30 protein-coding genes and 1 pseudogene are annotated in these 26,085 nt (G+C 66.2%); 11 read left to right on the top strand and 20 right to left on the bottom strand.

Annotated elements, in window-relative coordinates:
• Nucleotides 1–21: 21 nt before the first annotated feature.
• The 4 genes from IG171_RS01395 to IG171_RS01380 all read right to left on the bottom strand — a co-directional run bounded on the left by IG171_RS01395 (nt 22) and on the right by IG171_RS01380 (nt 3,942).
• Nucleotides 22–1,203 (bottom strand): FAD-dependent oxidoreductase, encoded by a 1,182-nt coding sequence (locus IG171_RS01395; RefSeq protein WP_212129299.1) that lies wholly within the window; start codon nt 1,201–1,203, stop codon nt 22–24.
• Nucleotides 1,204–1,268: 65 nt separating this feature from the next.
• Nucleotides 1,269–2,069, bottom strand: a complete 801-nt coding sequence (locus IG171_RS01390; protein WP_212129298.1) for an SDR family oxidoreductase — start codon at nt 2,067–2,069, stop codon at nt 1,269–1,271.
• A 34-nt stretch (nt 2,070–2,103) separates the two neighbouring features.
• Entirely contained in the window at nt 2,104–3,477 is a 1,374-nt protein-coding gene (locus IG171_RS01385) for an NAD-dependent succinate-semialdehyde dehydrogenase (protein WP_212129297.1), read from the bottom strand.
• A 126-nt stretch (nt 3,478–3,603) separates the two neighbouring features.
• Nucleotides 3,604–3,942, bottom strand: a complete 339-nt coding sequence (locus IG171_RS01380; RefSeq protein WP_212129294.1) for a general stress protein — start codon at nt 3,940–3,942, stop codon at nt 3,604–3,606.
• 177 nt (nt 3,943–4,119) lie between these two features.
• Between IG171_RS01380 and IG171_RS01375 the strand changes: the two genes are divergently transcribed.
• Both IG171_RS01375 and IG171_RS01370 read left to right on the top strand, forming a co-directional pair.
• Nucleotides 4,120–5,082, top strand: a complete 963-nt coding sequence (locus IG171_RS01375; protein ID WP_212129293.1) for a Ku protein — start codon at nt 4,120–4,122, stop codon at nt 5,080–5,082.
• Between the two features lie 153 nt (nt 5,083–5,235).
• Nucleotides 5,236–6,129 (top strand): SDR family oxidoreductase, encoded by an 894-nt coding sequence (locus IG171_RS01370; protein ID WP_212129292.1) that lies wholly within the window; start codon nt 5,236–5,238, stop codon nt 6,127–6,129.
• 4 nt (nt 6,130–6,133) lie between these two features.
• Here the strand turns inward: IG171_RS01370 and IG171_RS01365 are convergent, their stop codons facing one another.
• The gene (locus IG171_RS01365; protein ID WP_212129290.1) at nt 6,134–6,490 is read right to left on the bottom strand and encodes a hypothetical protein; all 357 of its coding nucleotides are present in this window, start codon (nt 6,488–6,490) and stop codon (nt 6,134–6,136) included.
• 172 nt (nt 6,491–6,662) lie between these two features.
• Here IG171_RS01365 and IG171_RS01360 point away from each other — a divergent pair, with 172 nt between their 5' ends.
• The gene (locus IG171_RS01360; RefSeq protein ID WP_249203920.1) at nt 6,663–7,205 is read left to right on the top strand and encodes a DUF308 domain-containing protein; all 543 of its coding nucleotides are present in this window, start codon (nt 6,663–6,665) and stop codon (nt 7,203–7,205) included.
• A 61-nt stretch (nt 7,206–7,266) separates the two neighbouring features.
• On the top strand, nt 7,267–7,755 hold the full coding sequence (locus IG171_RS01355; protein WP_212129288.1) for a GNAT family N-acetyltransferase: 489 nt from the start codon (nt 7,267–7,269) through the stop codon (nt 7,753–7,755).
• Nucleotides 7,756–7,773: 18 nt separating this feature from the next.
• On the opposite strand, the gene IG171_RS01350 is transcribed toward IG171_RS01355, so the two are convergent.
• Genes IG171_RS01350 through IG171_RS01340 form a run of 3 tightly spaced genes read right to left on the bottom strand, consistent with a single transcriptional unit; the run spans nt 7,774 to nt 9,634 of the window.
• Nucleotides 7,774–8,757 carry a M56 family metallopeptidase gene (locus IG171_RS01350; protein WP_212129286.1) on the bottom strand — a complete coding sequence of 328 codons (984 nt, stop codon included), beginning with the start codon at nt 8,755–8,757 and terminating at the stop codon, nt 7,774–7,776.
• Nucleotides 8,754–9,143, bottom strand: a complete 390-nt coding sequence (locus IG171_RS01345) for a BlaI/MecI/CopY family transcriptional regulator (RefSeq protein WP_212129284.1) — start codon at nt 9,141–9,143, stop codon at nt 8,754–8,756. Before IG171_RS01345 ends, IG171_RS01350 begins: the two co-directional genes overlap by 4 nt.
• A complete protein-coding gene (locus IG171_RS01340; RefSeq protein ID WP_212129282.1) occupies nt 9,140–9,634 on the bottom strand; it encodes a hypothetical protein in 495 nt (164 codons plus the stop codon). Before IG171_RS01340 ends, IG171_RS01345 begins: the two co-directional genes overlap by 4 nt.
• 135 nt (nt 9,635–9,769) lie before the next feature.
• On the opposite strand from IG171_RS01340, the gene IG171_RS01335 reads away from it, so the two are divergent.
• The 5 genes from IG171_RS01335 to IG171_RS01315 all read left to right on the top strand — a co-directional run bounded on the left by IG171_RS01335 (nt 9,770) and on the right by IG171_RS01315 (nt 14,565).
• Nucleotides 9,770–10,489, top strand: a complete 720-nt coding sequence (locus IG171_RS01335; RefSeq protein ID WP_212129280.1) for a thioredoxin domain-containing protein — start codon at nt 9,770–9,772, stop codon at nt 10,487–10,489.
• A 1-nt stretch (nt 10,490) separates the two neighbouring features.
• Nucleotides 10,491–11,681: a hypothetical protein gene (locus IG171_RS01330; RefSeq protein ID WP_212129278.1), complete on the top strand. Its 1,191-nt coding sequence runs from the start codon at nt 10,491–10,493 to the stop codon at nt 11,679–11,681.
• 89 nt (nt 11,682–11,770) lie between these two features.
• Entirely contained in the window at nt 11,771–12,517 is a 747-nt protein-coding gene (locus IG171_RS01325; protein ID WP_212129276.1) for a thioredoxin domain-containing protein, read from the top strand.
• Nucleotides 12,517–13,404, top strand: a complete 888-nt coding sequence (locus IG171_RS01320; protein ID WP_212129274.1) for a cytochrome c biogenesis CcdA family protein — start codon at nt 12,517–12,519, stop codon at nt 13,402–13,404. Before IG171_RS01325 ends, IG171_RS01320 begins: the two co-directional genes overlap by 1 nt.
• Nucleotides 13,405–13,407: 3 nt before the next feature.
• A complete protein-coding gene (locus IG171_RS01315) occupies nt 13,408–14,565 on the top strand; it encodes a hypothetical protein (protein ID WP_212129272.1) in 1,158 nt (385 codons plus the stop codon).
• Nucleotides 14,566–14,570: 5 nt separating this feature from the next.
• Here IG171_RS01315 and IG171_RS01310 read toward each other — a convergent pair whose 3' ends face one another.
• From IG171_RS01310 to IG171_RS01285, 6 genes are all read right to left on the bottom strand, one after another.
• On the bottom strand, nt 14,571–15,659 hold the full coding sequence (locus tag IG171_RS01310; RefSeq protein WP_212129270.1) for an aminotransferase class V-fold PLP-dependent enzyme: 1,089 nt from the start codon (nt 15,657–15,659) through the stop codon (nt 14,571–14,573).
• 87 nt (nt 15,660–15,746) lie between these two features.
• The gene (locus IG171_RS01305; protein ID WP_212129269.1) at nt 15,747–16,256 is read right to left on the bottom strand and encodes a hypothetical protein; all 510 of its coding nucleotides are present in this window, start codon (nt 16,254–16,256) and stop codon (nt 15,747–15,749) included.
• A gap of 57 nt (nt 16,257–16,313) precedes the next feature.
• On the bottom strand, nt 16,314–17,240 hold the full coding sequence (locus IG171_RS01300) for an FAD:protein FMN transferase (RefSeq protein ID WP_212129268.1): 927 nt from the start codon (nt 17,238–17,240) through the stop codon (nt 16,314–16,316).
• Nucleotides 17,241–17,252: 12 nt separating this feature from the next.
• A complete protein-coding gene (locus IG171_RS01295) occupies nt 17,253–18,131 on the bottom strand; it encodes an aldo/keto reductase (RefSeq protein WP_212129265.1) in 879 nt (292 codons plus the stop codon).
• Nucleotides 18,132–18,195: 64 nt separating this feature from the next.
• A complete protein-coding gene (locus tag IG171_RS01290) occupies nt 18,196–18,933 on the bottom strand; it encodes a RibD family protein (protein WP_212129262.1) in 738 nt (245 codons plus the stop codon).
• 152 nt (nt 18,934–19,085) lie between these two features.
• A complete protein-coding gene (locus IG171_RS01285; RefSeq protein ID WP_212129260.1) occupies nt 19,086–19,463 on the bottom strand; it encodes a DUF2255 family protein in 378 nt (125 codons plus the stop codon).
• Between the two features lie 114 nt (nt 19,464–19,577).
• On the opposite strand from IG171_RS01285, the gene IG171_RS01280 reads away from it, so the two are divergent.
• On the top strand, nt 19,578–20,453 hold the full coding sequence (locus IG171_RS01280; protein WP_212129258.1) for a helix-turn-helix transcriptional regulator: 876 nt from the start codon (nt 19,578–19,580) through the stop codon (nt 20,451–20,453).
• 37 nt (nt 20,454–20,490) lie between these two features.
• Here the strand turns inward: IG171_RS01280 and IG171_RS01275 are convergent, their stop codons facing one another.
• From IG171_RS01275 to IG171_RS01260, 4 genes are all read right to left on the bottom strand, one after another.
• Nucleotides 20,491–21,369 (bottom strand): aldo/keto reductase, encoded by an 879-nt coding sequence (locus IG171_RS01275; protein WP_249203917.1) that lies wholly within the window; start codon nt 21,367–21,369, stop codon nt 20,491–20,493.
• Nucleotides 21,370–21,509: 140 nt separating this feature from the next.
• Nucleotides 21,510–22,367 carry an aldo/keto reductase gene (locus tag IG171_RS01270; RefSeq protein ID WP_212129256.1) on the bottom strand — a complete coding sequence of 286 codons (858 nt, stop codon included), beginning with the start codon at nt 22,365–22,367 and terminating at the stop codon, nt 21,510–21,512.
• Nucleotides 22,364–22,798 (bottom strand): cupin domain-containing protein, encoded by a 435-nt coding sequence (locus IG171_RS01265; protein ID WP_212129255.1) that lies wholly within the window; start codon nt 22,796–22,798, stop codon nt 22,364–22,366. The genes IG171_RS01270 and IG171_RS01265 overlap by 4 nt, the downstream gene beginning before the upstream one ends.
• 192 nt (nt 22,799–22,990) lie before the next feature.
• Nucleotides 22,991–23,599 (bottom strand): hypothetical protein, encoded by a 609-nt coding sequence (locus tag IG171_RS01260; RefSeq protein WP_212129253.1) that lies wholly within the window; start codon nt 23,597–23,599, stop codon nt 22,991–22,993.
• Between the two features lie 146 nt (nt 23,600–23,745).
• Between IG171_RS01260 and IG171_RS01255 the strand changes: the two genes are divergently transcribed.
• On the top strand, nt 23,746–24,084 hold the full coding sequence (locus IG171_RS01255; protein WP_212129252.1) for a carboxymuconolactone decarboxylase family protein: 339 nt from the start codon (nt 23,746–23,748) through the stop codon (nt 24,082–24,084).
• A gap of 33 nt (nt 24,085–24,117) precedes the next feature.
• Here the strand turns inward: IG171_RS01255 and IG171_RS01250 are convergent.
• Nucleotides 24,118–24,990, bottom strand: a pseudogene (locus IG171_RS01250) (helix-turn-helix transcriptional regulator).
• Nucleotides 24,991–25,094: 104 nt separating this feature from the next.
• Nucleotides 25,095–25,973: a helix-turn-helix transcriptional regulator gene (locus tag IG171_RS01245; protein WP_212129251.1), complete on the bottom strand. Its 879-nt coding sequence runs from the start codon at nt 25,971–25,973 to the stop codon at nt 25,095–25,097.
• Nucleotides 25,974–26,085 lie beyond the last annotated feature (112 nt).

The raw sequence follows: 26,085 nt of genomic DNA, 5'->3' as shown, positions 1-26,085 counted from the left end.
CTGGCCGAGGGAGCCGGCTGCTCACGCGATCCGGCTGACGAGATCGCCCGGGTCATGCTCCCAGTCCTCGGCGAGGATCTCCCGAGCGGCGTCGAGCCGGCCCTCCATATTCACCATGAGGACTCCGCGCACACGTCCGTCCTCGTCGAGGTAGTACACCACGCCGTCCGTATGGGGCCTCTGCCAGTCCTCGACGGTGCGCAGGCTGGGATCGAGGTCTCCGATCGCCTGGTATCCGAAGTCGAAGACGTTCGTGTAGAAGTACGGCGTATGCGTGTAGGCCTCCTCGGCACCGGCCATGATCCGCCCGACGGCCGTGCCCATCTGGGTGGCGTTGTCGACGTGCTCGACACGCTGCCTGCCGAGGATCCGATCCGGGTAGCGGGCGACGTCTCCTGCGGCGAAGACGTCGGGCTGAGAGGTCCGCAGCGATTCGTCGACGATGATCCCGTCGTCCGTATCCAGGCCGGCGGCCTCGGCCAGTCCGGTCTCCGGTTCGATGCCGAGGCCGACGACCACGGCGTCGAAGTCATAGGAGCCGGCGTCGAAGTCGAGCACCACGCGATCGCCGTCGATGCGGCCTCCCGAGGCCTTCGTCCCCGGCACGAGAGTCACCCCGTGACTGCGGTAGAGCTCGTGGAAGGCCTTGGCGAGGTCCGGTGGGAAGATGGAGCCGCCGAGGGTGTCGTCGTCGAAGATGAGAGTCGTTCGGGTCTCGTTCTGCACCAGGGCGGCGGCGAGTTCGGTGCCGATGAATCCGCCGCCGACGACCGCGATGCTCAGGTTCTGACCCGACAGGTCCCGCAGGTGCCGGTAGTCGGCGTAGTCGCGGAAGCAGATGACCCGCTCCCCTTCGTCCACGTCGATGCCCTTCGGCCGCCCACCGGTGGCGAAGAGCAGCTTGTCGTAGGTGAGGCTGCCGAGTGTCGTCTGCACGGATTTCGCCTCGAGGTCGACCTCGGTCGCCTCGGTGCGGAGGCTGATCCGGGCTCCGGTCGCCTCGGCGGTGTCGAAGTAGTTGTCGCTCTCATCGAATCCCTCATCGGTCCACAGTCGCTTGCTCAGCGCCGGACGCGTATAGGGCTCATCGACGTCGTCGCTGATGATCGCGATCGATCCCTCTGCGTCGATCTCCCTGATTCCCTGAGCGGCGGAGTCAGCAGCCATGCCGCCGCCGATGATCACATATCGGAACTCAGCCATGTCGGTTGCTCCTCTTCCTGTCTTCTCTGCTGTGTCTGCGGGCGGTGTCCCGGGCGGGCGAAGTCCTAGATCGTTGCGACGGATCCGGCGTCGACGCGATAGTTCGAGCCGTTGACGAAGCTGGCGGCGTCCGAGCACAGGAAGGCGATGACCTTGGCCACTTCCTCCGGCCGGCCGCGGCGACCGAGTTCCATGAACGGACGCTCCTCGTTGAGGAACGAGGCGATCGCCTCGTCGAAGCTCGTGCCCTTCTGCTGGGCACGCTGGGTCATCATCTCGTCGGTCATCTCCGTGGCGATGAACGCGGGAGAGACGGTGTTGACCAGCAGACCTTCGGAGGCGTAGGTGCGTGAGAGCCCCTTGGCCAGGGAGAGCATGCCGGCTTTGGCCGCACAGTACGGCAACTCGTCGTCATAGGGCTGGACGGCGTCCTCGGAGGACACGAACACGATGCGGCCCCAGCCGCCTCGGCGAAGCCCGGGGAGGAAGGCGCGAGTGACACGGACCGGTCCCATGAGGTCGACGTCGATGGTCCGGTCCCAGCCCTCCTGACTGATCTCGTGGAACAGTCCCCCGGCCCCGTGGATGCCGGCGACGTTGACGAGGATGTCGAGGTCGCCCACCTCGGCGGTGACCTTCGCGGCGAGATCGTCGACGGAGGCCCCGTCGGCGATATCGGCGTCATGGGCGTAGATCCGCTCCTTGTGGTCTTCCAGTTCGTCAACGGCGGCTTTGAGTCTGTCGGGTTCGGGTCCGGTCATCACGACGATAGCCCCTTCGTCCAGCAGCTGGCGGGCCGTCTCCAGCCCGATGCCCGAGCTCGCTCCTGTCACCAGTGCCGTGCGGCCGCGGATGTTGAGATCCATGTGTCTCCTTCTGCAGTCTCGGACGTCTGTCGGATCAGGGGGTGCGGATGAGTTTCCTGTTGACGAATTCGCGGATGCCCTCGGCACCGAGCTCGCGGCCGACTCCCGAACGCTTCGTGCCTCCGAAGGGCAGATCGGGTTCGGTCCAAGTGGCGTGGTTGATCCACACCATTCCCGTGTCGATCCGGTCGGCCACGCGCTGGGCCTTCTCGATGTCATCGCTGACGACCGTGCCGCCGAGGCCGTAGGAGGAGTCGTTGGCCAGCGCCACGGCCTCATCCTCGTCAGCGACCGAGTAGACGACCGCGACGGGCCCGAACAGCTCCTCCGAATAGGCCCGCATCGTCTTCGTCACCCCGGTCAGCACCGTGGGCTCGACGAAAGCGCCGGGACGGTCGACCCGTCCGCCGCCGGTGTGGACCCGTGCGCCGTGGTCGATCGCGTTCTCAACCTGTGCCATGAGAGCCTTCGCGGCCGTCTCGGAGGACAGGGGCGCCATCGTGGTGTTGGAGTCGGCCGGATCGCCGGCGACGAATTCGGACATCTTCGCCGTCAGCAGATTGACGAACTCCTCGTACAGGTCCTCGACCACGATGAGTCGTTTGGAGGCGATGCAGCTCTGTCCGGAGTTCGTCATCCGCCCCTTCACGGCGGAGGTGACGGTGGCGTCGAGGTCCGTCGAGTCGAGGACGACGAACGGATCGCTTCCGCCGAGTTCGAGGATCGACTTCTTCAGATGTCTCCCGGCACCGCTGGCCACCGCCGCGCCGGCGCCTTCGGACCCGGTCAGCGAGGCTCCGCGGATCCGCTCATCGGCGATGATCATCTGGATCTGGTCGTTATCGGCGAAGACGTTGAGATAGCAGTCGTGCGGCACCCCGGCGTCCTTCATGATCTGGTCGAAGGCCAGAGCCGACTGCGGGCAGTTCGAGGCGTGTTTGAGGATGATCGTGTTGCCGGCCACCAGATTCGGCGCGGCGAGACGGACGACCTGGTAATAGGGGAAGTTCCACGGCATCACGCCGAGGATCGGGCCCACGGGTTCGTATTTCATCACGGCGCTGCCTCCGCTGGCGGGTTCGAGCCGCTCGTCGGAGAGCAGCAGAGGCCCTTCTTCGGCATAGTAGCGGAGGATCCTCGCGGCCAGTTCGACCTCTGCTTCGGCCTCGGCACGCAGCTTGCCCATCTCGAGGGTGAGGAGATCCGCGAGCTCCGGCCTGTGCTTGTCCATGAGATCCGCCGCTCGGGCGATCGGTTCGGTCCGGTCCCGGATGTCGGTGGTCCGCCATGTCTGAAAGGCCGCGTCGGAGGCGTCGATGACGGCGGAGATCTCCTCGTCGCTGGCGGTGGGGAACTCCTCGAGCACTTGCCCCGTGGCTGGATTCGTGGTCTTGAATTTCGCGCTCACAGCGATTCTTTCCTCTCCGGCCCGCAGTCTTCGTCTCGCGTCTGCCTGACGGCTGCGCGACCTCTGGTCCACGGTCCCAAAGCGTCGCGACGGCCAACAGCCCCTTCCGGAGACCGCCGATTGCCTCTACAATCTGCGGGCCTCGTCGATGAGGAGCAGAATCGTTCCGTCCTGGAGCTTCGTCTCCAGGTCATCGGCTTCCTCGTCGCCGAAGCCGAATCTGCGGAAGATCTGGCGCAGCTCGTCTCCCGATTCGTTGTACCGGTCGGCGACGAGGTCATCGAGACCGCCGACGTCGGTGCCGACACCCTCACCGACGAGGCAGTCGGTGCGCTGCTCGTCATGGGCGAACAGATGCAGGGATTCCTTCGGCACGCCCTTCGACGACAGTCTATTCAAAGCGTTGAGCACGCCGATGTCGTCTTGGAAGGTCTTCACGGTCGGTTTCTCGGTCTCAGCGTCCATGACCTGCCTCCTCTTCGAGTCGACGTTCGTCTCCCACCAGGTCCCGTCACGCTAGCAGGCATCGACCGGTCCCAAAACCCCTCTTGACCTCCGTAGGCGACTCTGTGCCGAACAGACGCCTCTGTGCCCAACGCACGGGGGCTGGTCAAGATTGCCCGGCTGGGTTTCAATGGGAGGATGAGAGCCATTTGGACCGGGTCGATCGCGTTCGGTCTCGTCAATGTGCCGGTCAAGCTGTACTCGGCGACCGAAAGCCACGATGTGCGCATGCATCAGGTGCATGAGAAGGACGGTGGGCGCATCCGCAATCAGCATCGCTGTCAGGAATGCGGCAAGGTCGTCGACTTCGACAGCATCGTCAAGGCCTATGATGACGGCGATCATCGCGTCATCGTCACGGACGAGGACTTCGAAGCGCTGCCGGCCGATGACAGTGACGACATCGACGTCCTGCAGTTCGTTCCCAATGATCAGATCGATCCGATCATGCTGGAGAAGTCCTACTTCCTCGAACCGACATCGAAGACTCCCAAGGCCTATCTGCTGCTGCGGCAGACGCTGGAGGACACGGACAGGACAGCGATCGTCAAGATCACCCTGCGCACCCGCACCCGCCTGGCGACGCTGCGGGTATGCGGAAAGCTGCTCATGCTCCAGACGCTGCGTTGGGCCGATGAGATCCGCGAGGTCGACTTCAAGGGAGTGAACTCCCGGGCCAAGATCTCTGACAAGGAGCTCGAGATGTCGGCCGAACTCGTCGACTCCTACTCCGAGGACTTCACCCCGGAGGAGTTCACCGATGACTACCAGGAGGAGCTGCGGAAGCTCATCGACGCCAAAATCGATCAGGGTGAGTCCCTGGACGTCGAGGAGGCCTTCGGCGAGGGCGAGGAAGGCGAGGAACCCTCGGGCGACGTCATCGATCTCATGGAGGCGCTGCGGAAGTCCGTCGACAGCAGCCGGTCGAAGAAAGGCAAGAAGTCCTCCGGGAAGTCATCGTCGAAGAGCCCCGGGAAGTCGTCGTCGAAGTCGTCGTCGAAATCGTCCGGGAAGTCGTCATCGAAGAGCTCCGGGAAGTCGTCCGAGAAGTCGTCGAAATCGTCGTCGAAGACCTCTGAGAAGAAGAAGCGCACCGGCTGATACCAGTCTTCGCCCGATCGCGTAACCCCTGTCGTCGGACGCGATCGTTCAGTAGTGTCATGGCCTCCGGGGTGCGCGCCTCCGGGGTGCGCGCGGCCGGCAACCGCCGCGCACATCGAGAAGAACACCGACATTGCATGAGGATGGAGACAGATGAGTGACCAGCTGACATTCCAGAACCCTGTCGATCGCTTCCCCGACATCACACCACCGGAACAGGACCAGCCCGAACCGGGCCTGGACGCCGAACTCATCCCGAACACCGATCGCGGTGAGGACAGCTATCGCGGCACCGGTCGTCTCGAGGGGCGCAGGGCCCTGATCACCGGTTCGGACTCGGGCATCGGCGCTGCCGTGGCGATCGCCTTCGCCCGCGAAGGCGCTGACGTCGCCCTGTCCTATCTGCCCGAGGAAGAAGAGGACGCCCAATACGTGGCCCGGCTCATCGAGGACGCGGGTCGGACAGCCCTATGCCTGCCCGGCGACCTCTCGGATCCCGAATTCTGCCGGGATGTGGTCCGGCAGGCGGCCGACGGGCTGGGCGGCCTCGATGCTCTGGTCAACAACGCCGGCCGGCAGATCGCGGTCAAGGACATCGCCGATCTCACCAATGAGCAGTGGGAGCACACCTTCGCCACGAACATCCATGCGATGTTCCGGGTGGTCAAGGCCGCTCTCGAGTTCCTGCCCGCCGGATCGACGATCGTCAATTCCACCTCGGTGCAGGCCTACTCACCCTCGGCCCACCTCATCGACTACGCCTCGACGAAGGCGGCGATCAACAACTTCACGAAGGGGATGGCCACACAGCTGGCCCCGCGCGGCGTCCGGGTCAACGGGGTGGCTCCGGGACCGATCTGGACTCCGCTGCAGGTCTCGGACGGTCAGCCGAAGGAGGCCCTTCCCCATTTCGGGAAGAACACACCCCTGGGCCGAGCGGGACAGCCGACGGAGCTGGCACCGGCCTACGTCTTCCTCACCTCCACCGAATCGAGCTACGTCCTCGGCGAGACCCTCAACGTCAACGGCGGCCAACCCACTCCCTGAGTCCTCAGCTGTTGGCCTCCTGCCACCGGGTGAACCAGTACCGGTCACCCTGGTAGTGCGATTTCTCCGGCTGGCAGCCGCGCAGATCCGAGTGCTCGCCCAGCCACTCGCGCACCAGATCGGGCACCTGGTCCATCCGGTGGCGCCACTGAGCGAGTTCGACGCTGAGCACCGAGCCGTCCTCGGCATCGAGACGGCACGAATAGGGCGGCAGTCCCTCGGTGATCTGCGAATGCGTGTACCGGATCTGATCGCAGCCGGTGGTGAGGTAGAACCGGATGTACTCGCCGCAGACATCGGCGCACAGGGACTTGAAGTCCAGGTACCGCACGATCCAGTCAGGAGTCTCATATTCGTTCATACGTTCTATTATGCACCCCCTGCCCGGGTGAGTTCTCGGTGATCGTAGACTGAAGTGACTATCGTCCTTTATCCCCAGGAGTTCAGATGTCATCCCCTCTCACCCCCAACGATCCCCGGTACTCCTCCGGCGTGCCCGACCCCTGGACCAGGCCCGGTCGCTCCTGCATTCCGTGAGCAAGGGCGTATTCTGGGTCGTCATCGTCCGCGGCGTCCTCGCTGTCGTCCTCGGCGTGCTGCTGATCGCGGCGCCGGCGCCCATGGCTGCGGCCATCGGAATCTTCATCGGAGCCTGGCTCGTCGTCGACGGCGTCCTCACCATCCTCAATGCGAACACGGCGCGCAAGAGCGGTTTGCCCTGGGGCTGGGAGCTCGCGGCCGGCATCGCCTACGTGCTCGCCGGACTCATCATCGCCATCGCCCCCGTGTCCTTCGCGGTCATCTCCGGGGTCTTCATTCTGTGGATGATGGTCATCGGCACGCTGGTCCGCGGCATCTTCAGCCTCGCCTCCGCATCATTCAAGGGCTGGTCGAAGGTCCTCGGCGTCATCGACATCATCTTCGCGATCGTCATGGCCGTCGTCCTCTTCAGCTCCCCCGGCGCCGCCCTCATGGCGCTGGTGTGGATCATCGGCATCTACACGATCGTCTTCGGCGCCTTCCTCATCATCATGGCGATCATGGCCCGCAAGCAGGCGAGGCGGTTCCTGCGATGACAGGCGAGGCGGCCCCTGCCACGAGTCGGCCACCGGCATCAGCGCGGGGCGGCGGGTCGAGATGACTGAGATCATCGCCTACGACCCACGGCACCGGGCGGCATTGCTCGATCTCGCCCTCCGCGCCTGGGAGCCGGTCTTCCCAGCCCTGAAGAGCGAGGTGCCGGCGTTCGTGTACACGGCGTTCTATCCGAACGGCTGGCGGGAACGGCAGCTCAGCGACCTCGGCGAGGTGCTCGACTCGGAGTCGGAGGGCATCGACGTCGCGGTCGACGACGGCCGCCCTGCCGGATGGGTCTGCACGCGGTTCCACCCCGAGGACCGCATGAGCGAGATCTACGTCCTCGTCGTCGATCCCGACTGTCACAGGCGAGGCATCGGCACCGCCCTCATGGAGCGTTCGCTCGCACGGGCCCGTGAGGCCGGCATGACGATGGTGATGGTCGAGACCGGCGACGACAGCGGTCACGCCGCCGCTCGTTCAGCATACGAGTCCACCGGCTTCGAACGATGGCCCGTTGCCCGCTACTTCAAAGATCTCAGCCGGTGAGCGGGCAGGGCGACCCCCTCAGGGCAGAGTGCAGCCGGTGAGCAGAACGCCGAGGTAGGTGGCGATGACCGAGGAGAAGAGAACGGCGAAGGCAGTGAGCGCACTGCTCAGAGCCGCCGTGGGCAGAAGTCCCGGCGACATCTTCACCGGCGCCACGAGCTGCCGGATCCTGTCCGGCCCGGCGATGTTCAACGCATACTTCCCACCGAGGTGGTCGCGGGCACCCGCCTCGGCGCCGATCTTCAGCAGGGCCCCGGCGAGCGCGGGGGTTCCGGCGACCTTCCGTGCTCGATCATCCGCGGCGATCTCGAGGTAGAGGGGAATCGAGTCCGCGATCTCGGCGAAGAGCGGGACGAACCGCAGCGGCGACACGACGGTCTCGACGACGGCCATGACGGCGTGATGGCCCTGGACGACATGGGCTCTTTCGTGCTCGAGGACGGCTGTGAGCTCATCGGGCTCGAGCTCGGCGCACAGGTCCTGGGACAGCACCACTCCCCCATACCGGCGGGGCAGGGAGAACGCGAGCAGGCGCCGACCGGCCACGGTCTTGACGGTTCGTCCGGCCACCTCGGCGTCGGTGGCCTCCCGGCTGAGGAGACGAGCCGTCTCCGCGTTCTCACGGCGACGGCGCCGGCTGTGCAGTCCGCCGCGCAGGAGGAACCCGAACGAGACGAGCAGGGGCAGGAGCAGGAAGAGGACGACGGGGATGAGCGTTTCGATCTGCGCACCGCCGAAGGGGCTGGCCGCGATGAGACAGCGCTGGCAGACATCGCCGATGGGCATCGGCAGCACATCGGGCCCCTTGAGCAGCCATGCCGCCATGAGGCTGAGGGCGGAGACCACGGCCCCGGTCAGCAGGGGCAGGGACAGGAGGGCGACCACGGCCAGGCGCGGCACCCGCATGAGCACCGGCGCGGCCGCGCGGATGAGGGCGGGGCCGGCCCAGGCGAGGATGACGGCAAGGGCGGCGATGCACGCGCCGCCGATCAGCAGGCTCATCCGGAGACGTCCTTCTCGTCGAGGTAGTCGCGCAGCAGTCGGAGGTCGTCGGCGTCGATGCCTTCGACGAAGCGGAGGATCGAGGCCGCCCGGTCACCGCCGTTGACCAGAGCCGCCTGCATCGTCGCCGCGGTGTGCTGCTCCCGGCTGACGACCGGGGCGTGGAGGACCGACCGACCGCGGCGCTCACGCCGGACGAGCCCCTTGCGCTCGAGGTTGGTCAGCACGGTGGCGATGGTCGTGTAGGCCGGATCGGTCTCCGAGAGCTCGATGATCTGCCGGACCGTGAGCGGCTCGTGATCCCACAGCAGGCCCATCACCTGCTGCTCGAGAGCGCCGAGGCGGACCGGCGAGGAGTTCGCACTCCGGCCTGGGGCGGGAGTCATGAGCGGACGCTCCTTTCGGACGAGGGGACCGGGCACGCGTACTGGCCCTTGAGCCGGATGATCACGGCCACCACCAGCAGAACGATCGACAGCGCGGCCAGAATGGGCTGCAGCGGGGCGAAATAGGTCAGAGCCCCAGTGTATCCGAGGGCGAGCAACGCGATCTTGTTGCACACCGGGCAGCCGACGGCGAACCACCCGAGGATTCCGCCCGCCCCGCCGAGGACGCCCGATCGCCTCTCGGCCTCGACGTCGGGGCCGCGCACATAGCTGGCGATGAGCATCCCGATGAGCACCGCCGTCAGGATCCAGACCGGGTAGTCCCACCACACCGGCGGAATGTCCCGGGCGAAGAGGGAATTGGGAATGAGCACCGTTGCCACACCGATGACCACGGCCGATCCGGCGGCGGCAGCGACCGCCACGGCGATGCGCCTGCGGTCCCAGAGCCGCAGCCCCCGGCAGGCGTCTCTGACAGCGTCGACGATCATGGAGTCCCTTCACGCAGATGATGGCGCATTCGAGCCTACTATGAAGATTAGTATACTATGGTCGATAGTAAACAACGAACATCACCATCATCGACCTGCCCGTCTCCCCGATCACTCCACCTCCAGGAGGTCTGTGTGCTCCGCACCGAACGCGGCCCCATGTTCTGGCTCATCCCGATCGCCGTCATCATCCTCGCCACCGTGCTCATCGGCATCGTCATCGTCAACCAGGACGGTTCCGATGCCGATGCCCAGAGCCAGAGCTCGAGCTCCCAGGGCGAAGGCGCCGAGGAGGACACGGACCTGGACTTCGTCGAGCACCGCGACGCCGACGAGCACAACGCCATCGGCGATGTCGACGCGCCGGTCGCCCTCGTCATGTACTCGGACTACCAGTGCCCCTACTGCGCGAGCTGGAACGAGGACACCCTGCCGGCGATGATGGACTACGTCGACTCCGGTGACCTGCGCATCGAGATGCGCGACCTCGCCGTCTTCGGCGAGGAGTCCGAGCGGGCCGCCCGTGCCGTGTTCGCCGCCGGCGAGCAGGATGAGTACTGGGACTACCACAATGCTCTGTTCGACGGCGGCGAGCACCGCCCGAAGAGCGAGCTCGACGACGACTCGCTGATCAGCCTCGGCGAGGAGCTCGGACTCGATCCGAAGCAGTTCAAGCAGGACATGAATTCGACGGAGGCCCACGAGGAGTTCGAAGAAGTCGCCTCCGAGGGGCAGTCGATCGGCGTCTCGAGCACACCGGCGTTCATCATCGGAGGCCAGCCGCTGCTCGGCGCCCAGCCGACGCAGGAATTCGTCGACGCCGTCGATGACGCCCTGGCCCGAGCCGAGAGCTGAGATGCCTCGTCGTGCGCTCACCGCTTTCGCCTTGCCGGCCTGCCTGCTCACTCTGGTCTCGCTGAGCGCCTGCACGGGCCTCGATTCGACCGGCGAATCGACCGATCCGCGACCGGTGCACTCACCGGCCGCGGCCCTCGATGCCGACGACCGCGCGGCCGACGGGCCGAGCGCAGACGGCGGCCCGGATGTGGTCGACCCCGGGTGGGACGTTGCCGCGCAGGAGGCCGAGGGCGTGTTCCTCTCGATGCACGAGGCCGATTCCGACCTCGAGTTCCGTGCCGTCGATTCGGCCGGGACGATCCTGTGGTCGGCCGAGCGTCCGCGCGTGTGCTCCGGCTTCCTCGTCAGCGATTCCGAGGACGGGCCGGTGGCTGTGCTCATGGACCAGCAGTCCGCCGGCAGCGACACCTTGGACACGACGGCTTCGGGCTTCGACCTCGCCACCGGCGAGAAGCTGTGGGGTCCGGTCGAGGTGCCCGGCCCGCTGCTCGGCAGCGGCCTGGTCTTCGCGGGCCCACCGGAGGACTTCATCGGCGCCGGCGGGCCCCGCACCGCCCTCGACCCCGCCAGCGGAGCGGAGCTGGCCGTCGAGGACGACGACTCACCGCGCGTCCTCGCCCTCCTCGACAACCACCTCGTCCGCGCCAACGGTGAGGAGCTCATCGGCGAGGACCTCGACGGACAACGACTGTGGACCCGCCCCGCAGCGGACCTGGGGCTCACGGCCGCCGAGGCTCGCGAGACTCCGTGGGAGGCCGTCGGCGACTCCCACGCACTCATCGGCAGCGGCGGCCGATCGCGCACCCTGATCGATCTGCGCTCGGGAGTCACCGTCGCCGCCGACATCGACAGCGCCGGCTTCGACTCACGCAGCCGCACCCTGGTGACCAGCGACTCGAAGCTGCACGGCTTCGACCTCGACGGGACGAAGCGCTGGGACGCACCATTGGACGGAGACGCCGAGCTCTCCGCCGTCGGGGCCGGCTTCGTCATATCCGACGCCGCGGGCGACGACGACGGCACGCAGACGCGGTCAGCCGACGACGGGAGCCTGCTCGAGATCGAGCAGGCTCCCGAGACCGGGGACTTCGGCGCACCCCACCACATCGACGACTCCGGCGCCCGACTCGTCGGCGATCCCGCAAGCCCCCTGCTCATCCCGGCCGAGGACGCAGCGGCGAAGAGATGACCGGCCGCGGCAGTCGATCCGCAGTTTTCGACCCGGAAGACCGATGACCTATAGTTTACTAAGCATCTTAGTAATTCAGGAGTGAGAACATGGCCAAACATGCGGCACCGCGTCCGCAGTACCGCTGGTGGATCCCCACCACGGTGGGCGCCATCGCCGTGGCGCTCGTGCTCATGATCCTCGTCATCGACCGAGGAGGCGAGGACGAGTCGACGCCGACGGCCGGCGGCGCCGGTCCTGAATCCGATGTCGTCGTCACCGAGGTCGCCGATCCCGAGCAGTCCGACCTCGGCGAGGTCGACTCCGACGAGGAATCGGATCCGATGTCCGACGGTCCCGCCGATGCACCCGTCAGACTCGTCGTCTTCTCCGACTACCAGTGCCCCTACTGCGCCGCCTGGTCGCAGGACACGCTGCCGCAGATGCTCGACTACGTCGACTCCGGGGATCTGCGCATCGAATGGCGCGAGGTCAATGTGTTCGGCTCCGCGTCCGAGCAAGCCGCGAAGGCCGCCTATGCCGCGGCCCTGCAGGACAAGCACTGGGAATTCCACAACGCCCTGTTCTCAGACGGCAAGCCCCGCTCCCCCGATGAGCTCACGCCCGAAGCCCTGACCGCGGTGGCCGAGCAGATCGGACTCGACACCGACCGATTCACCTCGGACATGAACTCCCAGGAAACCGCCGAGGCGGTGGCGGACAACGCCGCCATGGGCACCGATCTCGGCGCGTTCTCCACTCCGACGTTCATCCTCGATGGGCAGCCGTACGTCGGTGCCCAGCCCACGGACGTCTTCGTCGATGCCGTCGAGACGGCGAAGAAAGGACAGAACTGATGGACATCAGCCTGCTCAGCGCCTTCATCGGCGGAATCCTCGCGCTGCTCAGTCCCTGCGCCGCACTCCTGCTGCCGGCGTTCTTCGGCTCCACCGTCGGGGCGGGCTCGCGCCTGATCCTCCACGGCCTCCTCTTCTATGTGGGCATGCTGCTCGTGCTCATCCCCCTGGGCATGGGCGCCGGTACGCTCGGGGCCCTGTTCACCTCCCACCGCGGCGCGATCGTCCTCGTCGCCTCGGTCATCCTCATCGTCCTCGGTATCGTCCAGTTCTTCGGCTTCGGCTTCGACCCGGCCAGGATGCTGCCGGGAGCCGATGCCGCCCGGCAGCGCTCCGCGCAGGCGACCGGATGGACGAAGACCTTCCTCCTCGGCGCCACGAGCGGGATCGCCGGAGTCTGCGCCGGGCCCATCCTCGGCGCGGTGCTGACCCTGGCCGCGACCGAGGGCAGCTTCGTCCTCGGCGGCATCATGCTCGCCGTCTACGGGGCCGGGATGGTCGTGCCGCTGTTCATCATCGCGGCCCTGTGGACCCGTGTGGGCACCCGGGCCCGGTCGATCCTCCGCGGGGGTTCGGTCTCGTTCCTCGGTCGCCGGCTGCCGATCGTTTCGATGGTCACCGGTGTCCTGATGATCGCCGTCGGCATCGTGTTCTGGGCGACCAACGGCCTCGTGTCCGCACCGTCGCTGGTGCCCACGACCACCCTGGCCCATGCTCAGGAATGGGTGAGCTCCTGGTCCTCGACCACGACCGACATCATCGTCGTCTGCGTGCTGGCGGTGCTGGCCATCGTCCTGTGGTTCCTCTATGAGCGTCGCCGCGCCCGTCGCGCCGCCGCGGCCGAGGAGCCGGCGAAGCCCACGCAGTCGCCGGGAGCTAAGCACTGAACCATGCGCAACCGCAGACTCCTCTCCGCCCTCGCCGGACCGCTCATCGGCGCCTTCGTCCTCGCCGGCTGCTCCCAGGCTCCCGACGACTTCGACCGGAGTCCCGAGCAGGTCACGACCGACCTCGATGCCGTCGACGGCTCCGATCTGCAGCTGCCGCTGGTCGTCGAACCCCTCGAGCTCGTCGAACCCGGGTGGGACCTGCCGCCGGCGCACCTCGGTGACGTCTTCCTGTCTGCGAGCACCGATGATGAGACCCTCGACTTCTCCGCCGTCGACGTCCACGGCTCCACGCTGTGGCAGGCGAAGCGACCGAGCGGATGCACCGGATTCACCGTCAGCACCGATGCCGACGGCTCTGCGCTGGCCGTGCTCACCGATTCCGATTCGTCGACCGACTGCGACGAGGACGTCACCGCCAGCGCCTATGACCTCGAGACCGGAAAGCAGAAGTGGGGACCGGTCGACGTGCCCGGCCCGATGCGCGGACCCGGCACGGTCTTCGCCGCCGAGGATGCCGATCCCACCGAAGCTCTCGCCCTCGACCCGGCCACCGGCGAGGCAGTGCAGGACGGACCCTCGGACGTGCGCCGCCTCGGCGAGTACAAGGGCACGATCCTGAGCATCGACGGCCAGACGCTGCGCGCCACCGGTGAGCAGTCCTGGGAGCTGTCGCTTTCGGACAACGGCTGGGACGCCGATGAGCTGCGCGCGGTCCCCGGGGCCGATCCGGGTGAGGACGTCATCGCCCTCGACGCCGGAGACGGAGTCGGGCCGGTGCTCGACCGCGAGACCGGTGAGCTGCTCGATGACGATGCCCGCGGGGTCGCCCCGGATGCGAACACCGGGGCCGTCGTCACGCTCAGCACGCAGGGGCTGACGGTCATCGACGACACAGGCAAGAACGAACTGCCGGTCTCGGTGCCGGAATCGGTCGAACTCGAAGCGGCGGTCGGAGGCCTGATCTATCTGCGTGAAGGTGGCACCCTGCGGGTCCACAACGCGGCGACCGGCAGCCTCGCCCGCGGCTATCCGGCCGATGGTTCGGGCACCGTCGCGGTGCCGGTGACGTTCACCACCGAGGGCCTGGGCACGCTCAGGGCCGGTGACCGGACGCTGCTGGCCACGGATCGGGTCGTCGAGGACTCCGAGGACAGCTGAGTCCGCTACCGGTCGAACGCCTCCAGGGCCGCATCGACATCGGCCTCGGTGCTGAAGATGTGGAAGCCGAAGCGGGCCCGACCGTCCATGACCGAGAAGCGGATCCCGGCTTTCCGCAGTCGGTCGATCTCGGTCCCGCTCGCCTCGAGCGAGACGATCGCCGAATCCGACTCCCCCAGCCCGACGCCGGAGCGGAACCGGTTGGCCAGGCCGACATCGTGGTCATGGATGGTTTCGATGCCGACCGACAGCAGCACTTCGAGGGCCGGTGCGGTGCCGACCCAGCTGTGCCAGGCCGGTGAGATGTCGAAGGCCCGTGCCCCGTCGCCCTGCCGCAGCGGCATCCCGTATGTGGCGTCGTCGGCGGCGAACCACCCGGCCGCCGTCGGCTTGAGCCGCCGCGCGAAGGCAGCGTTCTTGTTCCCCACTTCGGGGTTCATCGTGAGGAAGGCGGTTCCCCGCGGGGCGCAGAGCCATTTGTAGGCGGTGACGACGAGGTAGTCGACGTCGTCGGCCCGCAGCGGCAGCCAACCGGCGGCCTGCGTCGCGTCGAGAACGGTGATGGCCCCGACTTCGCGGGCGCGGGTCACGATCGCGGGGATGTCGGCGACTTGACCGGTGGCCGACTGGGCGGCCGAGAAGCTCACGAGACTCGTATCCTCCCCGATCGCCTCGGCTAGGTCCGACAGCGGCGCGGTCCGCACAGTGATGTCGCGGTCGGTGTGGACGGCGAAGGGGAAGACTCCCGAAGTGAACTCGATGTCGGGCACGAGAACCGTCGACCCGTCCGGCAGCGCCGAGGCGATGGGGGCCAGCAGCTGCGAGACCGCCGCTCCGGTCGCGACGCGATTCGGCGTGGTCCCCATCAATCGGGCGAAGAGCTCACGCGAGGTCTGCACGGATTCGGCCCAGGGCTGCCAGGGTGTGGTGCCGAATCGCCACTGGTCCAATGAGACCTGCAGGGCGTCCCATCCGCTGCGAGGCGGAGGACCGTAGGAGCAGGTGTCGAAGAAGCCCGGCTCCACGTCCCAGAGCTTCTGTGCCTCCTCGATCGTCAGAGTGTTCCGGGCCGGGGTGAGATCATCGGTTCCCATGCGACCGACGATAGCACCGCCCGATGACACGGACTCTGGTCGGTTTCGGGCCACGCGTTCGACTCAGCGCCGGCTTCGAGAGTCCACTCAGCCGATGGCGGCCTGAGCGCGGATCTTGTCGAGTGCGTCGTTGAAACCGTCACCGCAGCCGCTGGCTCCTGCGATCGCGTCGACCTCGAGGTCGTCGATGCTCTGCCCGACCACCTCGTCGGGCAGGTCCGCGGCGAACCGCTCCTGATATCCGCGCGAGGTGTCGTTGTTATCGGCCATCAGCTCGGATTCCACCTCGGTGATCGCCCCGTCGTCGAGGACGATGGTGAAATCCATGTACGACGGGGCACCGCCATAGACACCGCGAGCAGTGTAGGTTCCGTCCCGATACTCCTGCCCACCCGGCTCCGGCGATTCAGCGGCCGACCCCTCCGGACCGGCGGCCGGCTCAGACGGGCCCGCACCCGGCGCCGGTGAACTCTGCTCGGGAACGGTCGAGGACGGCTCGTTCTCGCCGCGATCGCCGCTGCACGCGGCCAGGGGCAGCAGAACCGCGGCGGAGGCGACGGCGCCGAGGGCGGTGCGGACCACACGGTGGTGTTTCATATGAGATCGACTCCTTCGCGGGGCAGAGATGATGTGATGGTTTCATCGAAGGTGGGCTCAGAGGTACAGCTGTCCGGCGAAGTCGTTCGACCACTGCACCCGTCCGTCAGCGAGCATCCGCACCCACGAGAACGTGAACGCAGACAGCTGCGCCGGCTCAGCGACGAACAGGGCGGTGGCAAGCCCGTCGGCCGTCGCGGCGTCAGCGGCGACGGCCCAGGTGGCGACCACATCGGACACGGGCCGGCCGGTGCGTCCGTCGAGCACGTGGTGCAGTCCCTCACCCCAGGTTCGGCGGGTGGTCGCAGAGGCGCACAGCGCTGTGCCGTGCAGCGGCACGGTGCCGATCACCCGGCCTCGGCGAGTGGGATGTTCGAGACCGACGGTCACCGTGCCGGGCCCGGCGTGGCGCAGGTCCCCGCCGCCGTCGACGAGGAACTGTTCGATGTCCGCGTCGCGGAGGATCCCGGAGATGAGGTCGACGAGGTGGCCCTTCCCCGCCGCCCCGACGTCGATGACCACCGGCCTCTCCGTGATCAGCAGGGTGTCCTCCCGGCGGACATCGCGTCTCCAGGAATCCGGTGCCCGTGCCTTGAGGCCGGCATGGTCCGGGGTCAGCGAGTAGTCCGCGTCGTAGCCGTGCAGTTCCAGGTCCCGCCCGATCAGCGGGTCCACAGCACCGTCGGTTGCGACGAACAGCTGATCGTAGAGATCGAACAGGCAGCGGTCGCGAGCCGGGAATTCGAACCGTCCCCCAGCCTCGGCGCGGGCGATCTGGGTGACCAGGGAATCGGGGAGAAACCGCGACCACACCCGATCGATGTCGTCGCACACTATGCTGATCTTCGCGCGGGTGTCTTCGGTCAGCGGGCGCTGCGTGCGGATCTGCCACTCGGTGCCGATCGCGGCGAACCGGTGCACGCACCCGGCCGGTGCCGGTCCGTTCTCGGACCTCTGCACCGGCGGGGGCTGCACCTGCGGCATGGGGCTGACCGTTCAGGCCTCGGGAATGTCCCGAGCAAACGAGGCAAGCGTGATCGAATCCGGGTCCGGACCGCTGCGCACCCCCGTCTCCAGAGCATCGATCCTGGCCAGCTCCTCATCCGTCAGCTCGAAATCGAAGACATCGAAGTTCGCCGTGATCCGCTCCGGCCGCACCGACTTCGGAATCGCCGACCGCCCCTGCTGCAGATGCCACCGCAGCATCACCTGTGCCGGAGTCTTCCCATGCTGGGCAGCGATCTCACCGATGACCGGATCATCGAACGTCGAGCGATCGGAACCGCCATAGCTGGTGATCCCGCCCATCGGCGACCACGCCTGCGTGAGGATGCCATGACCGGCATCGGCCTTCTGCACATCCGACTGCGAGAAGAACGGATGCACCTCCACCTGGTTCACCGCCGGCACCACATCCGTAGCCGCCAGAAGACGCTCCAGCACCTCGGGCATGAAGTTGCTGACGCCGATCGACCGAACCCGACCGTCGGCCAGCAGAGTCTCCAACGCCTTGTACGCCCCGATCGTCTTGTCGAAGTCACTTGTCAGAGGCTGGTGCAGCAGGAGCAGATCGATCGTGTCGACCCCCAGCTTGCCCGCGGACTTGTCGAACCCGTGCAGCGCCTCCTCGTACCCGTAGTCACTGATCCACAGTTTCGTCTCAATGAAGACCTCGGACCGGTCGAGATCCGAAGCACGGATGGCCTCCCCCACCTCGCGCTCATTGCCGTAGGCGGCGGCCGTGTCGATGAGGCGGTAACCGACTCGCAGAGCCTCGGCCACGGAGGCAGCGGTCTCAGCCGGTGGCGTCTGGAAGACGCCGAATCCCAGCGCCGGCATCGTGATGTCATTGTTCAACGTGATTCTCTCGTTCATGACTCCGACTCTAGAACCGGACCGGGACTCGAGGGAGGAACTGTGAGTGCACCTCTTCTGAGGACTATTCCACAGGGCCCTTCACGTCGTATCGCAGCCACACGCTGCCGTCTTCCAAGGGCTCGATGTTCTTCAGAGCGAATTCGTACGGTGCGGGTGCTGAGTGCTTCTCATCGGCTTCGAAGAGGGAGTTGGTGTGGCTCTCACCGTCGGCTGTCGGCATGAGAACGAGGCTGATCTCATCGCAGAGGCCGGCACGGATCATCGACCAGTTCAGAGTCCCTCCGCCGCCGAGGATGATCTCTTCGGTCTCGAAGGTCTCGCCGATCTTCCGCACGGCTTCGGCCAGGTCGAGCTCGTCTTCGCCGGCGATGAGGTAGGAGACCCCGACGGACCGCAGATGTGCCTTGAAGGCATCGCTGACGGAGGCAGGGATGAGTTCCACGACGTGGACGTCGGCGTCGAAATAGGTGAAAGAACTTCGATCCCAGGCAAGCGTTCCCGAACGGTCGACGGCGAAGTAGTGCATCTGCGCATCGGGGTCGGCGATGAAGTCACCGGACGGCACCGCCTCGGTCGGTGCAGGAAGTTCGACCTTCGGCCCATCGCCGAGGATCGCCCGGCTCGTCCCGCTGCCGCTGATCCATCCGCGGTGCTCGGTGAAGACCCGATTCTCACCGAGGAACAGATCGAAGTACAGCTTCTGTGAGCGCATGCCCACCGCTGTCGGGTTCGCGATGCCGTCGATCTTTCCATTGAGCAGCGTGTGCATGTGGCAGATGATTCTCGGACGTGTCGACATACAGATTCTTCCCTTTCCAGTCATGTTCGTGTGCAGAAGTCTCGCACTCCGGGCTCTTGGATGCCGAATGCGTCGTGTGCGCCCCTTTTCGCCGAAGCCTCCTGCTGCGGCGAAAGGGGCGCACACGACGCAGAGATGCTGCTTCGCGACGCTCAGGCGTTGCGCGGTGTGACTTCGACGGTCGCCGCGCGCGGCCCTTCTGCGACCATCGGCGGCAGATAAGGACTGCCGGCGTACTTCTCCTCATATGCGGCGTCGATGCGGTCGCTCAATTCGGGATCATCGATCGGGGTGAACTCCACCTCGTGCTCGTCACCGGCCGCGGTGATCCTTCCCGCGCGTTGGACCAGCGCGGACCGGTACCAACGTCCGTTGGTGCCGGTGTACGAGCGCACGAACAGGCGCCCATCGACGACGACCGACCAGATCCAGGTCAAGGTCCCAGTCGTCCCGTCTTCGTGGTAGACCGCGATGTGGAAATCGTCGGTGGAGGCGATTCTCTCGATCTGCTCGGTATTCCAGGAGGCCATGGCTTCCTTCCTTTCGACATGGTTCGGTGCTTGACCTTCCCGGACCGAGCCGGGCCGGTGCCAGGTACTGCTGGGGCCTGTCTGGCCTGCACAGGTCTGACTTATTGTTGACGTATGGACAATCGAGCCGCGATCCGAGAGTTCCTCATCACCCGTCGGGCGAAGCTGCGCCCCGAGGACACTGGTCTGCCGGATTTCGGCGGGATCCGGCGCGTGCCCGGACTGCGCCGGGAGGAGGTCGCACTGTTGGCCGGGGTGAGTGTGGAGTACTATACCCGCCTGGAGCGCGGCGGTCTCGCCGGCGTCTCCGACAGCGTCCTCGACGCCCTCGTCCGCGCCCTGCGCCTCGACGGGGCCGAGCGTGAGCATCTGTTCGATCTGGCCCGCGCCGCCGGTCCTGCACCGAAGACGGCGAAGAGGAAGCGCGGGCAGATCTCTCCGAGTCTGGAACGGCTGCTCGACGGCATGACGGGGGTCCCCGCGTTCATCCGCAACGGCAGGCTCGACATCCTGGCGATCAATACGCTCGGCCAGATGCTGTACTCGGAAGCCTTCTGCCATCCGGGACGACCGGTCAATCTGGCACGGTTCTGCTTCCTCGACGACGGCGCGCACCGACTCTATCCGGATTGGTCTGTCGCCGCGGACACTGCGGTCGCGCTGCTGCATACCGAAGCCGGCCGCGACCCCTCCGATGAGGGTCTGACGGAACTGGTGGGAGAACTGAACACGAAGTCGCCCGAGTTCCGCAAGCTCTGGGCCAAGCACGATGTGCGGCTGCACCAGAGCGGGTACAAGGATTTCCGTCACCCCCTGGTCGGAGACCTGCACCTGAGTCTGGATGCTCTGGAGCTGCCCGCCGAGGCCGGCCTGACGCTGACCGCCTACAGCGCCGAACCGAACACACCGTCCGAGGCTCGCATGCGCAGACTGGCCGAACTCGCATTCGAACGGCAGGAGGACGACGACGTCGTCGGCGCGAGCCGGTAGCACGTGCCCCTGCCCTCCGCCATCGCCATGGAGGCTTTCACGCCTCGGGTATCTCGATGCTGAAGGTGTCGAAGTCGAGTTCGTCCGGGACCATGGTCATGCCCTGTTCGAGGGCATCGATGCGAGCGATCTCATCAGCCGAGAGCTCGAAGTCGAAGACGTCGAAATTCTCCGCGATGCGCGCCGGCCGCACCGACTTCGGGATCACCTGGCGGCCCTCTTGGATATGCCACCGCAGCATGATCTGGGCGGGCGTCTTGCCATGTGTCTGCGCGATCGCCGTGATCGTCTCGTCCTTCAGGGGCGTGTCGCCGTCGCCGTAGGTGCGCATTCCGCCGATGGGAGACCAGGCCTGGGTGAGAATGCGGTGCTCGCGGTTGAACGCCTGAAGCTCACGTTGCTGGGTGTAGGGATGCACCTCGATCTGATTGACCGCCGGGACGACATCGGTTTCGTTCAGCAGCCGCTCCAGACGCACGGGAAGGAAGTTGCTGACACCGATCGCTCGCACCTTTCCGTCAGCCAGAAGGGTCTCCAGCGCTTTGTACGCCTGGATCGTCCTATCGAAGCGCTTCGGGTAGGCCTGATGCAGGATCAGCAGGTCGATCTGGTCGACGCCCAGCTTCGCCGCACTCTTCTCGAACGCGTGCAGGGTCTCCTCGTAACCGTAGTCGACGACCCAGACCTTCGATTCCAGGAACACGTCGGCGCGATCGAGTCCCGAGCGTTCGAACGCCTCGCCGACACCCTTCTCATTGCCGTAGGCGGCAGCGGTGTCGATATGGCGGTAACCGGTCTCGAGCGCTGCCTGAACCGCGTCAGCGGTCTCCTCCGGCGGAGTCTGATAGACGCCGAAGCCGATCTGAGGCAGCTCGACACCGCTGCCGAGGGTGAAGGTGGTCTGTTCATTGGTCACGATTGGCTCCTCTCAAGAGCTTCAGAAACTAAGCGGATGCCCATCATCCACATATGACAGTCTAACACTCATGTGGAGTACAGGCATCCGCTTATCAGATGGGCTTCGCAGCCTCAGCCCCAGCCATCGCCGGAGGCGGACTACTTGCCGCTGTAGACGGGAAACACGCTGGAGTCGCCGTAGTCCTGGGCATGCAGATCTTTCAGCACAGCCATGTCTGCCTCGGAGATGACGAAGTCCAGCTGCGCATTGGTGCGCATGTGCTCGGGGTTCGCGGTCTTCGGCAGCGGCTGGGTGCCCAGCTGCAATGCGTATCGGATGCACAGCTGCGGCACGCTCACTCCGTACTTCTCGGCCATCGCCGTCACATCGGCGTTGTCGAGGATCTCACCGTGCGCGATCGGCGAATACCCCTGCACGAGGATGCTCCGGCTCGTGCAGTAGTCGATGAGATCCACTGGAGTGTTGCCTGCGTGGACCAGCAGCTGATTCACATGCGGGGTGATCGTGCCGCCGTCGATGATCCGATCGAGGTCTTCCTTCAGGAAATTCGAGACACCGATCGCGCGGGCCTTGCCCGCCCGGTAGGCCTCTTCCAGCGCGCGCCATGCCTGCTGATTGCCCTCAGCGTAGTCGCCGCCGCGGAAGTCCTCCCACGGCTGCGGGGCGTGGATGAGGAACAGGTCGACGTAGTCCAGGCCCATCGTCTCCAGGGAACCGCTGATCGCAGCGACGGCACCGTCATAGTCCTTGATCTCCGCGGCCAGCTTCGTGGATACGAACAGCTGACCACGGTCAACACCGCTGGTGCGGATGCCCTCGCCGACGCCGCGTTCGTTGCCGTAGGCCTGAGCCGTGTCGATATTGCGGTAGCCGATCTCCACTGCGGTTCGGACCGCCTCTGCGGCCCGATCGTCGTCGATGAACCACGTGCCCAGCCCCAGCTGGGGAATGGCGACGTCGTTCGACAGTCGATAGGTCTCTTTCAGGACGCTCATGCGTTTCCTCCGTTCTTCGGCAGCTGACCGTACACCTCGTCGGTGACAGGTTCGAGCCACTCATTGCTGACTCCTTCGCCCGGGGTGATGAAGGCGAGGTGGGAGAACCACGAGTCCGCCTGCGCCCCGTGCCAGTGCTTCGTCCCGGCCGGCACACGGATCACCGTCCCCGGCTCCATGCTCACCGGCTCCTCCCCCTCGGCCTGGTACCAGCCTCTGCCGGCGCTGCACAGCAGGATCTGATCTCCGCCTCCGGCAGTGCCATGGTGGATGTGCCAGTTGTTGCGACAGCCCGGCTCGAAGGTCACGTTGGACACCGGGACGCTGCCGTCGGTCAAAGGCGCCAGATAGCTCTGGCCGATGAAGTACTGCGCGAAGGCGTTGTTGGGTTCCCCCTGTGGGAAGATCTGATCGAATTCGTTCTCACTCATCTCTGCTCCTTCTGATCGTTTCGGCCACCCTCCCGCCGGCGTCGTGCCGGGCTCGCAGCCCCTGTGGCACTGCGGCGCCGAGGCGACCACAGCTGGTTCGCGGTTTCAGACTAGACCGGGCCTGCCCGTCGTGGGAGGCACTGCTGGTACCACCCCTGGACCGGACCTCCCGCTGCCGGGCCCCATCGTTCGTCACCCTGATGGATCCGCTGGTTCATCGATTCGGTCGAGGCTTGCGAAATCGGCGGTCTCCTGGCTCCAGCTGGCCAGGATGCGCAGGCGCTCGTCCGTGGCGCTGGAGGGCTGCGCAGCATAGAGCGTGAGCGTGAGTCCGCGATCCGCGCGCGGGGCGAGGTGCTCGCGGATGAGGTCCAGTTCTCCGACCGCCGGATGACGGATGCTCACATGCGGCGGATGACAGCCGTTCCCGTGCGGGGAGGACCAGCGGTTCCGGAACGGCTCGCTGGATGTCGCCAGTTCTCCGATCAGACGGTGCAGCGTCCGATCGTGCGGGTCGCACGATGCTGCCGCCTGCAGCAGATGGGCGAATTCGTCGGCGACCCGGTCCCACTCGGGGTAGAAGTCCCTGGAAGCCCCCTCGTTCAGAAACACGAATCGAGCCAGGTTCGGCCGTCCATCGACGAGGGCGGACCCCAGCAGAGCCTTTCCGAGCCGGTTGGCTGCGACGATGTCGAGCTGATCGGTCACCACGGTCGCCGGGGCGTCAGTCATCGCCAGCAGCGCCGCCCGCAGGCCGTCGCGCATCCGTGGCCGGTGTGCCCAGTTCCCGTACTCGCTCATGGAAGCCACGCTACGGCCGGGGCGCGGGCAACGTGCCAGTCCCTGGCAGTACCCCCCCTCACAACGGGGTCTCCCACGCGGCAGTGCACCCGCGTTCACATGGACAGAGGGCGGATGATCGTGACCCGCCCGCGAGAGGAGAGATCATGAGCAACGATCAGGAACGCACCGGCTGGACCGGCGGGAAGAACGCCTTCGGCGACTTCGCCCCCGGGATGGTCCATTACACCGACAGGGTTCTCTTCGACGAGGTCTGGGAACGCGAGGGACTGTCCAAGCGCGACCGCAGCCTCGTCACCATCTCCGCGCTGACGGCGATGGGGAAGACGGATCAGCTCCGGTTCCACCTCGATTACGCGCGGCAGAACGGTGTCACCGACGACGAACTGAAGGAGGCACTGCTGCATTTGGCGTTCTATGCGGGCTGGCCGAGCGGTATGGCTGCAACCACGGTGCTGAAGAACATCATCGACGGCGACGACTAAACCGTCGCCGGCAAGTCAATCGATGAGGTGAACTCAGCCTTCGGCCTCCGCATCGGGTTCGGGGTCCGCATCGGCAGCGAGGTTGCCCAGCAGCTGGAGCCGTTCGGCCGTGGGGGTGCCGGGTTCGGCGGTGTAGGCGTAGAGGAACCGGTCCGGTTCCATGGGCAGCTCCAGCGATTCGTGATGCAGTTCGAGGTCGCCGACCAGGGGGTGGTGGATCCGTTTGATCCCGATTCCCGGCATGCACGGACTGGGGCTGGCCCAGCGTGCGGAGAAATCCTCGCTGCCGGTGACCAGCTCCCCGATCAGGTCGGTCAGTTAGCGGTCGTACGGGTGCTGCTCCGCCTGCAGGTGCAGAACACCGACCATCTCATCGGCGATGCGTTCCCACTCGGGGAAGAACACCTCGGCGTCGGAGGCGAAGAAGATGAACCGGGCGGTGTTCGATCCGAACCGGAGGCCGTCGATGATGGGAGCGTAGAGGGCTCGTGCCAATGGGTTGGCGGCGATGATCGTCATCCGCCGGTCACAGATCCATGCCGGCGATCCCGTGATCGCTTCGAGGAACCGGAACAGACTCGAGCGCACACCCGGCTGACTGCGGCGCGCACGTCGGCGAGGCGCTCCGCTGCTCTGAGCCCTCGCGAGTTCATGCAGCCGCCCGGTCTCGACCGCGTCCAACCGCAGGGAGGAAGCGAGGGCATCGAGGATCTCCGGTGAGACGCCGGAGATGTCGCCGCGCTCCATCTTCGCGTAGTAGTCGACGCTGATGCCCGTGAGCATTGCGATCTCCTCCCGGCGCACTCCCGATACGCGACGACGGCCATCGCCGACGAAGCCGAGGTCTTCGGGCCTGACACGGGCGCGGCACTCGCGCAGAAAAGCCCCGATCTCTGATCGATCCATACCGACAAGGCTAAGAGGATCCGACCCGCTGAGGGAGGCACCGTCAGTGTGTGGTTCCGCCGCACGTTCGCGTCACTGCAGAGGACACCGACCTCAACATCACCTCACTGGGACGTGTGCGACTGACTGACCATGTCCTCGGGGATGGCGATACTGGACAGCAGATCGATGCGCTCCTCGGTCGCCGAGCCCGGCTCGGCGGTGAAGGCGAACATGAACCAGTCGGGGTTGGCCGGGAACTCCATCGCCTGATAGCTCAGTTCGAGGTCGCCGACGGTGGGGTGGTGGATGCGTTTGAGTCCGGACCGGTGGTGGCGCACATCGTGTTTGGACCATCGCTGTCGGAAGGCGTCGCTGCGGGTGACGAGTTCGCCGATCAGGTCGGTGAGTTCCTTGTCGAGCGGGTTCTGCCCGGCGTAGGTGCGCAGAGTCGCCACGATGTCGTCGGCGTTGCGCTCCCAGTCGGGGAAGAAGGCCCGCGAGTGCGGACTGAGGAAGGTGAATCGTGCGGTGTTGCCCTGATTGGCAGGATCGTCGAGCATCGGGGCGTAGAGCGCCCGGCCCAAAGCGTTCGCGGCGACGAAGTCGAGGCGTCTGTCCCTGACCCACATGGGTGCGCCGGTGACAGCGTCGAGGAATCTCTGCAGCGAGGGCTTGACCGACTGCTCCGCCTGGGTCTTCCGTCTCCGCCTCGGCGGGGTGGGTCCGGCGGCACGGGCCAGATCGACGAGGTGGTCGGTCTCGGCCTCATCGAGCTGCAGTGCCCGCGACAGCGCCTCGAGGACCTCGAGGGAGACTCCGCGGAGGTCTCCGCGCTCCATCCGGGCGTAGTACTCGACACTCACTCCGGTCAGCATCGCCAATTCCTCACGGCGCAGCCCGGGCACCCGACGTCGTCCGCCTCCGATGATTCCCGCCTGGGCCGGGGTCAGCCGGTCCCTGCGGGTGCGGAGGAAATCAGTCACCTCTCGTCTGTGATCCATAGTCGCCAGAATACGCCGAATGCAAGGAAGTGGGAGGAACTGACAGTACGCCCTTCGACCACTACCACGCATCGACTTCGCCATGGGCGCACTGGCACTGCACGGATGACTG

This window comes from Brevibacterium sp. SMBL_HHYL_HB1 (genome assembly GCF_018208375.1).
GTDB lineage: Bacteria > Actinomycetota > Actinomycetes > Actinomycetales > Brevibacteriaceae > Brevibacterium > Brevibacterium intestinavium.
This window is presented reverse-complemented; position numbering and strand designations above follow the sequence as displayed.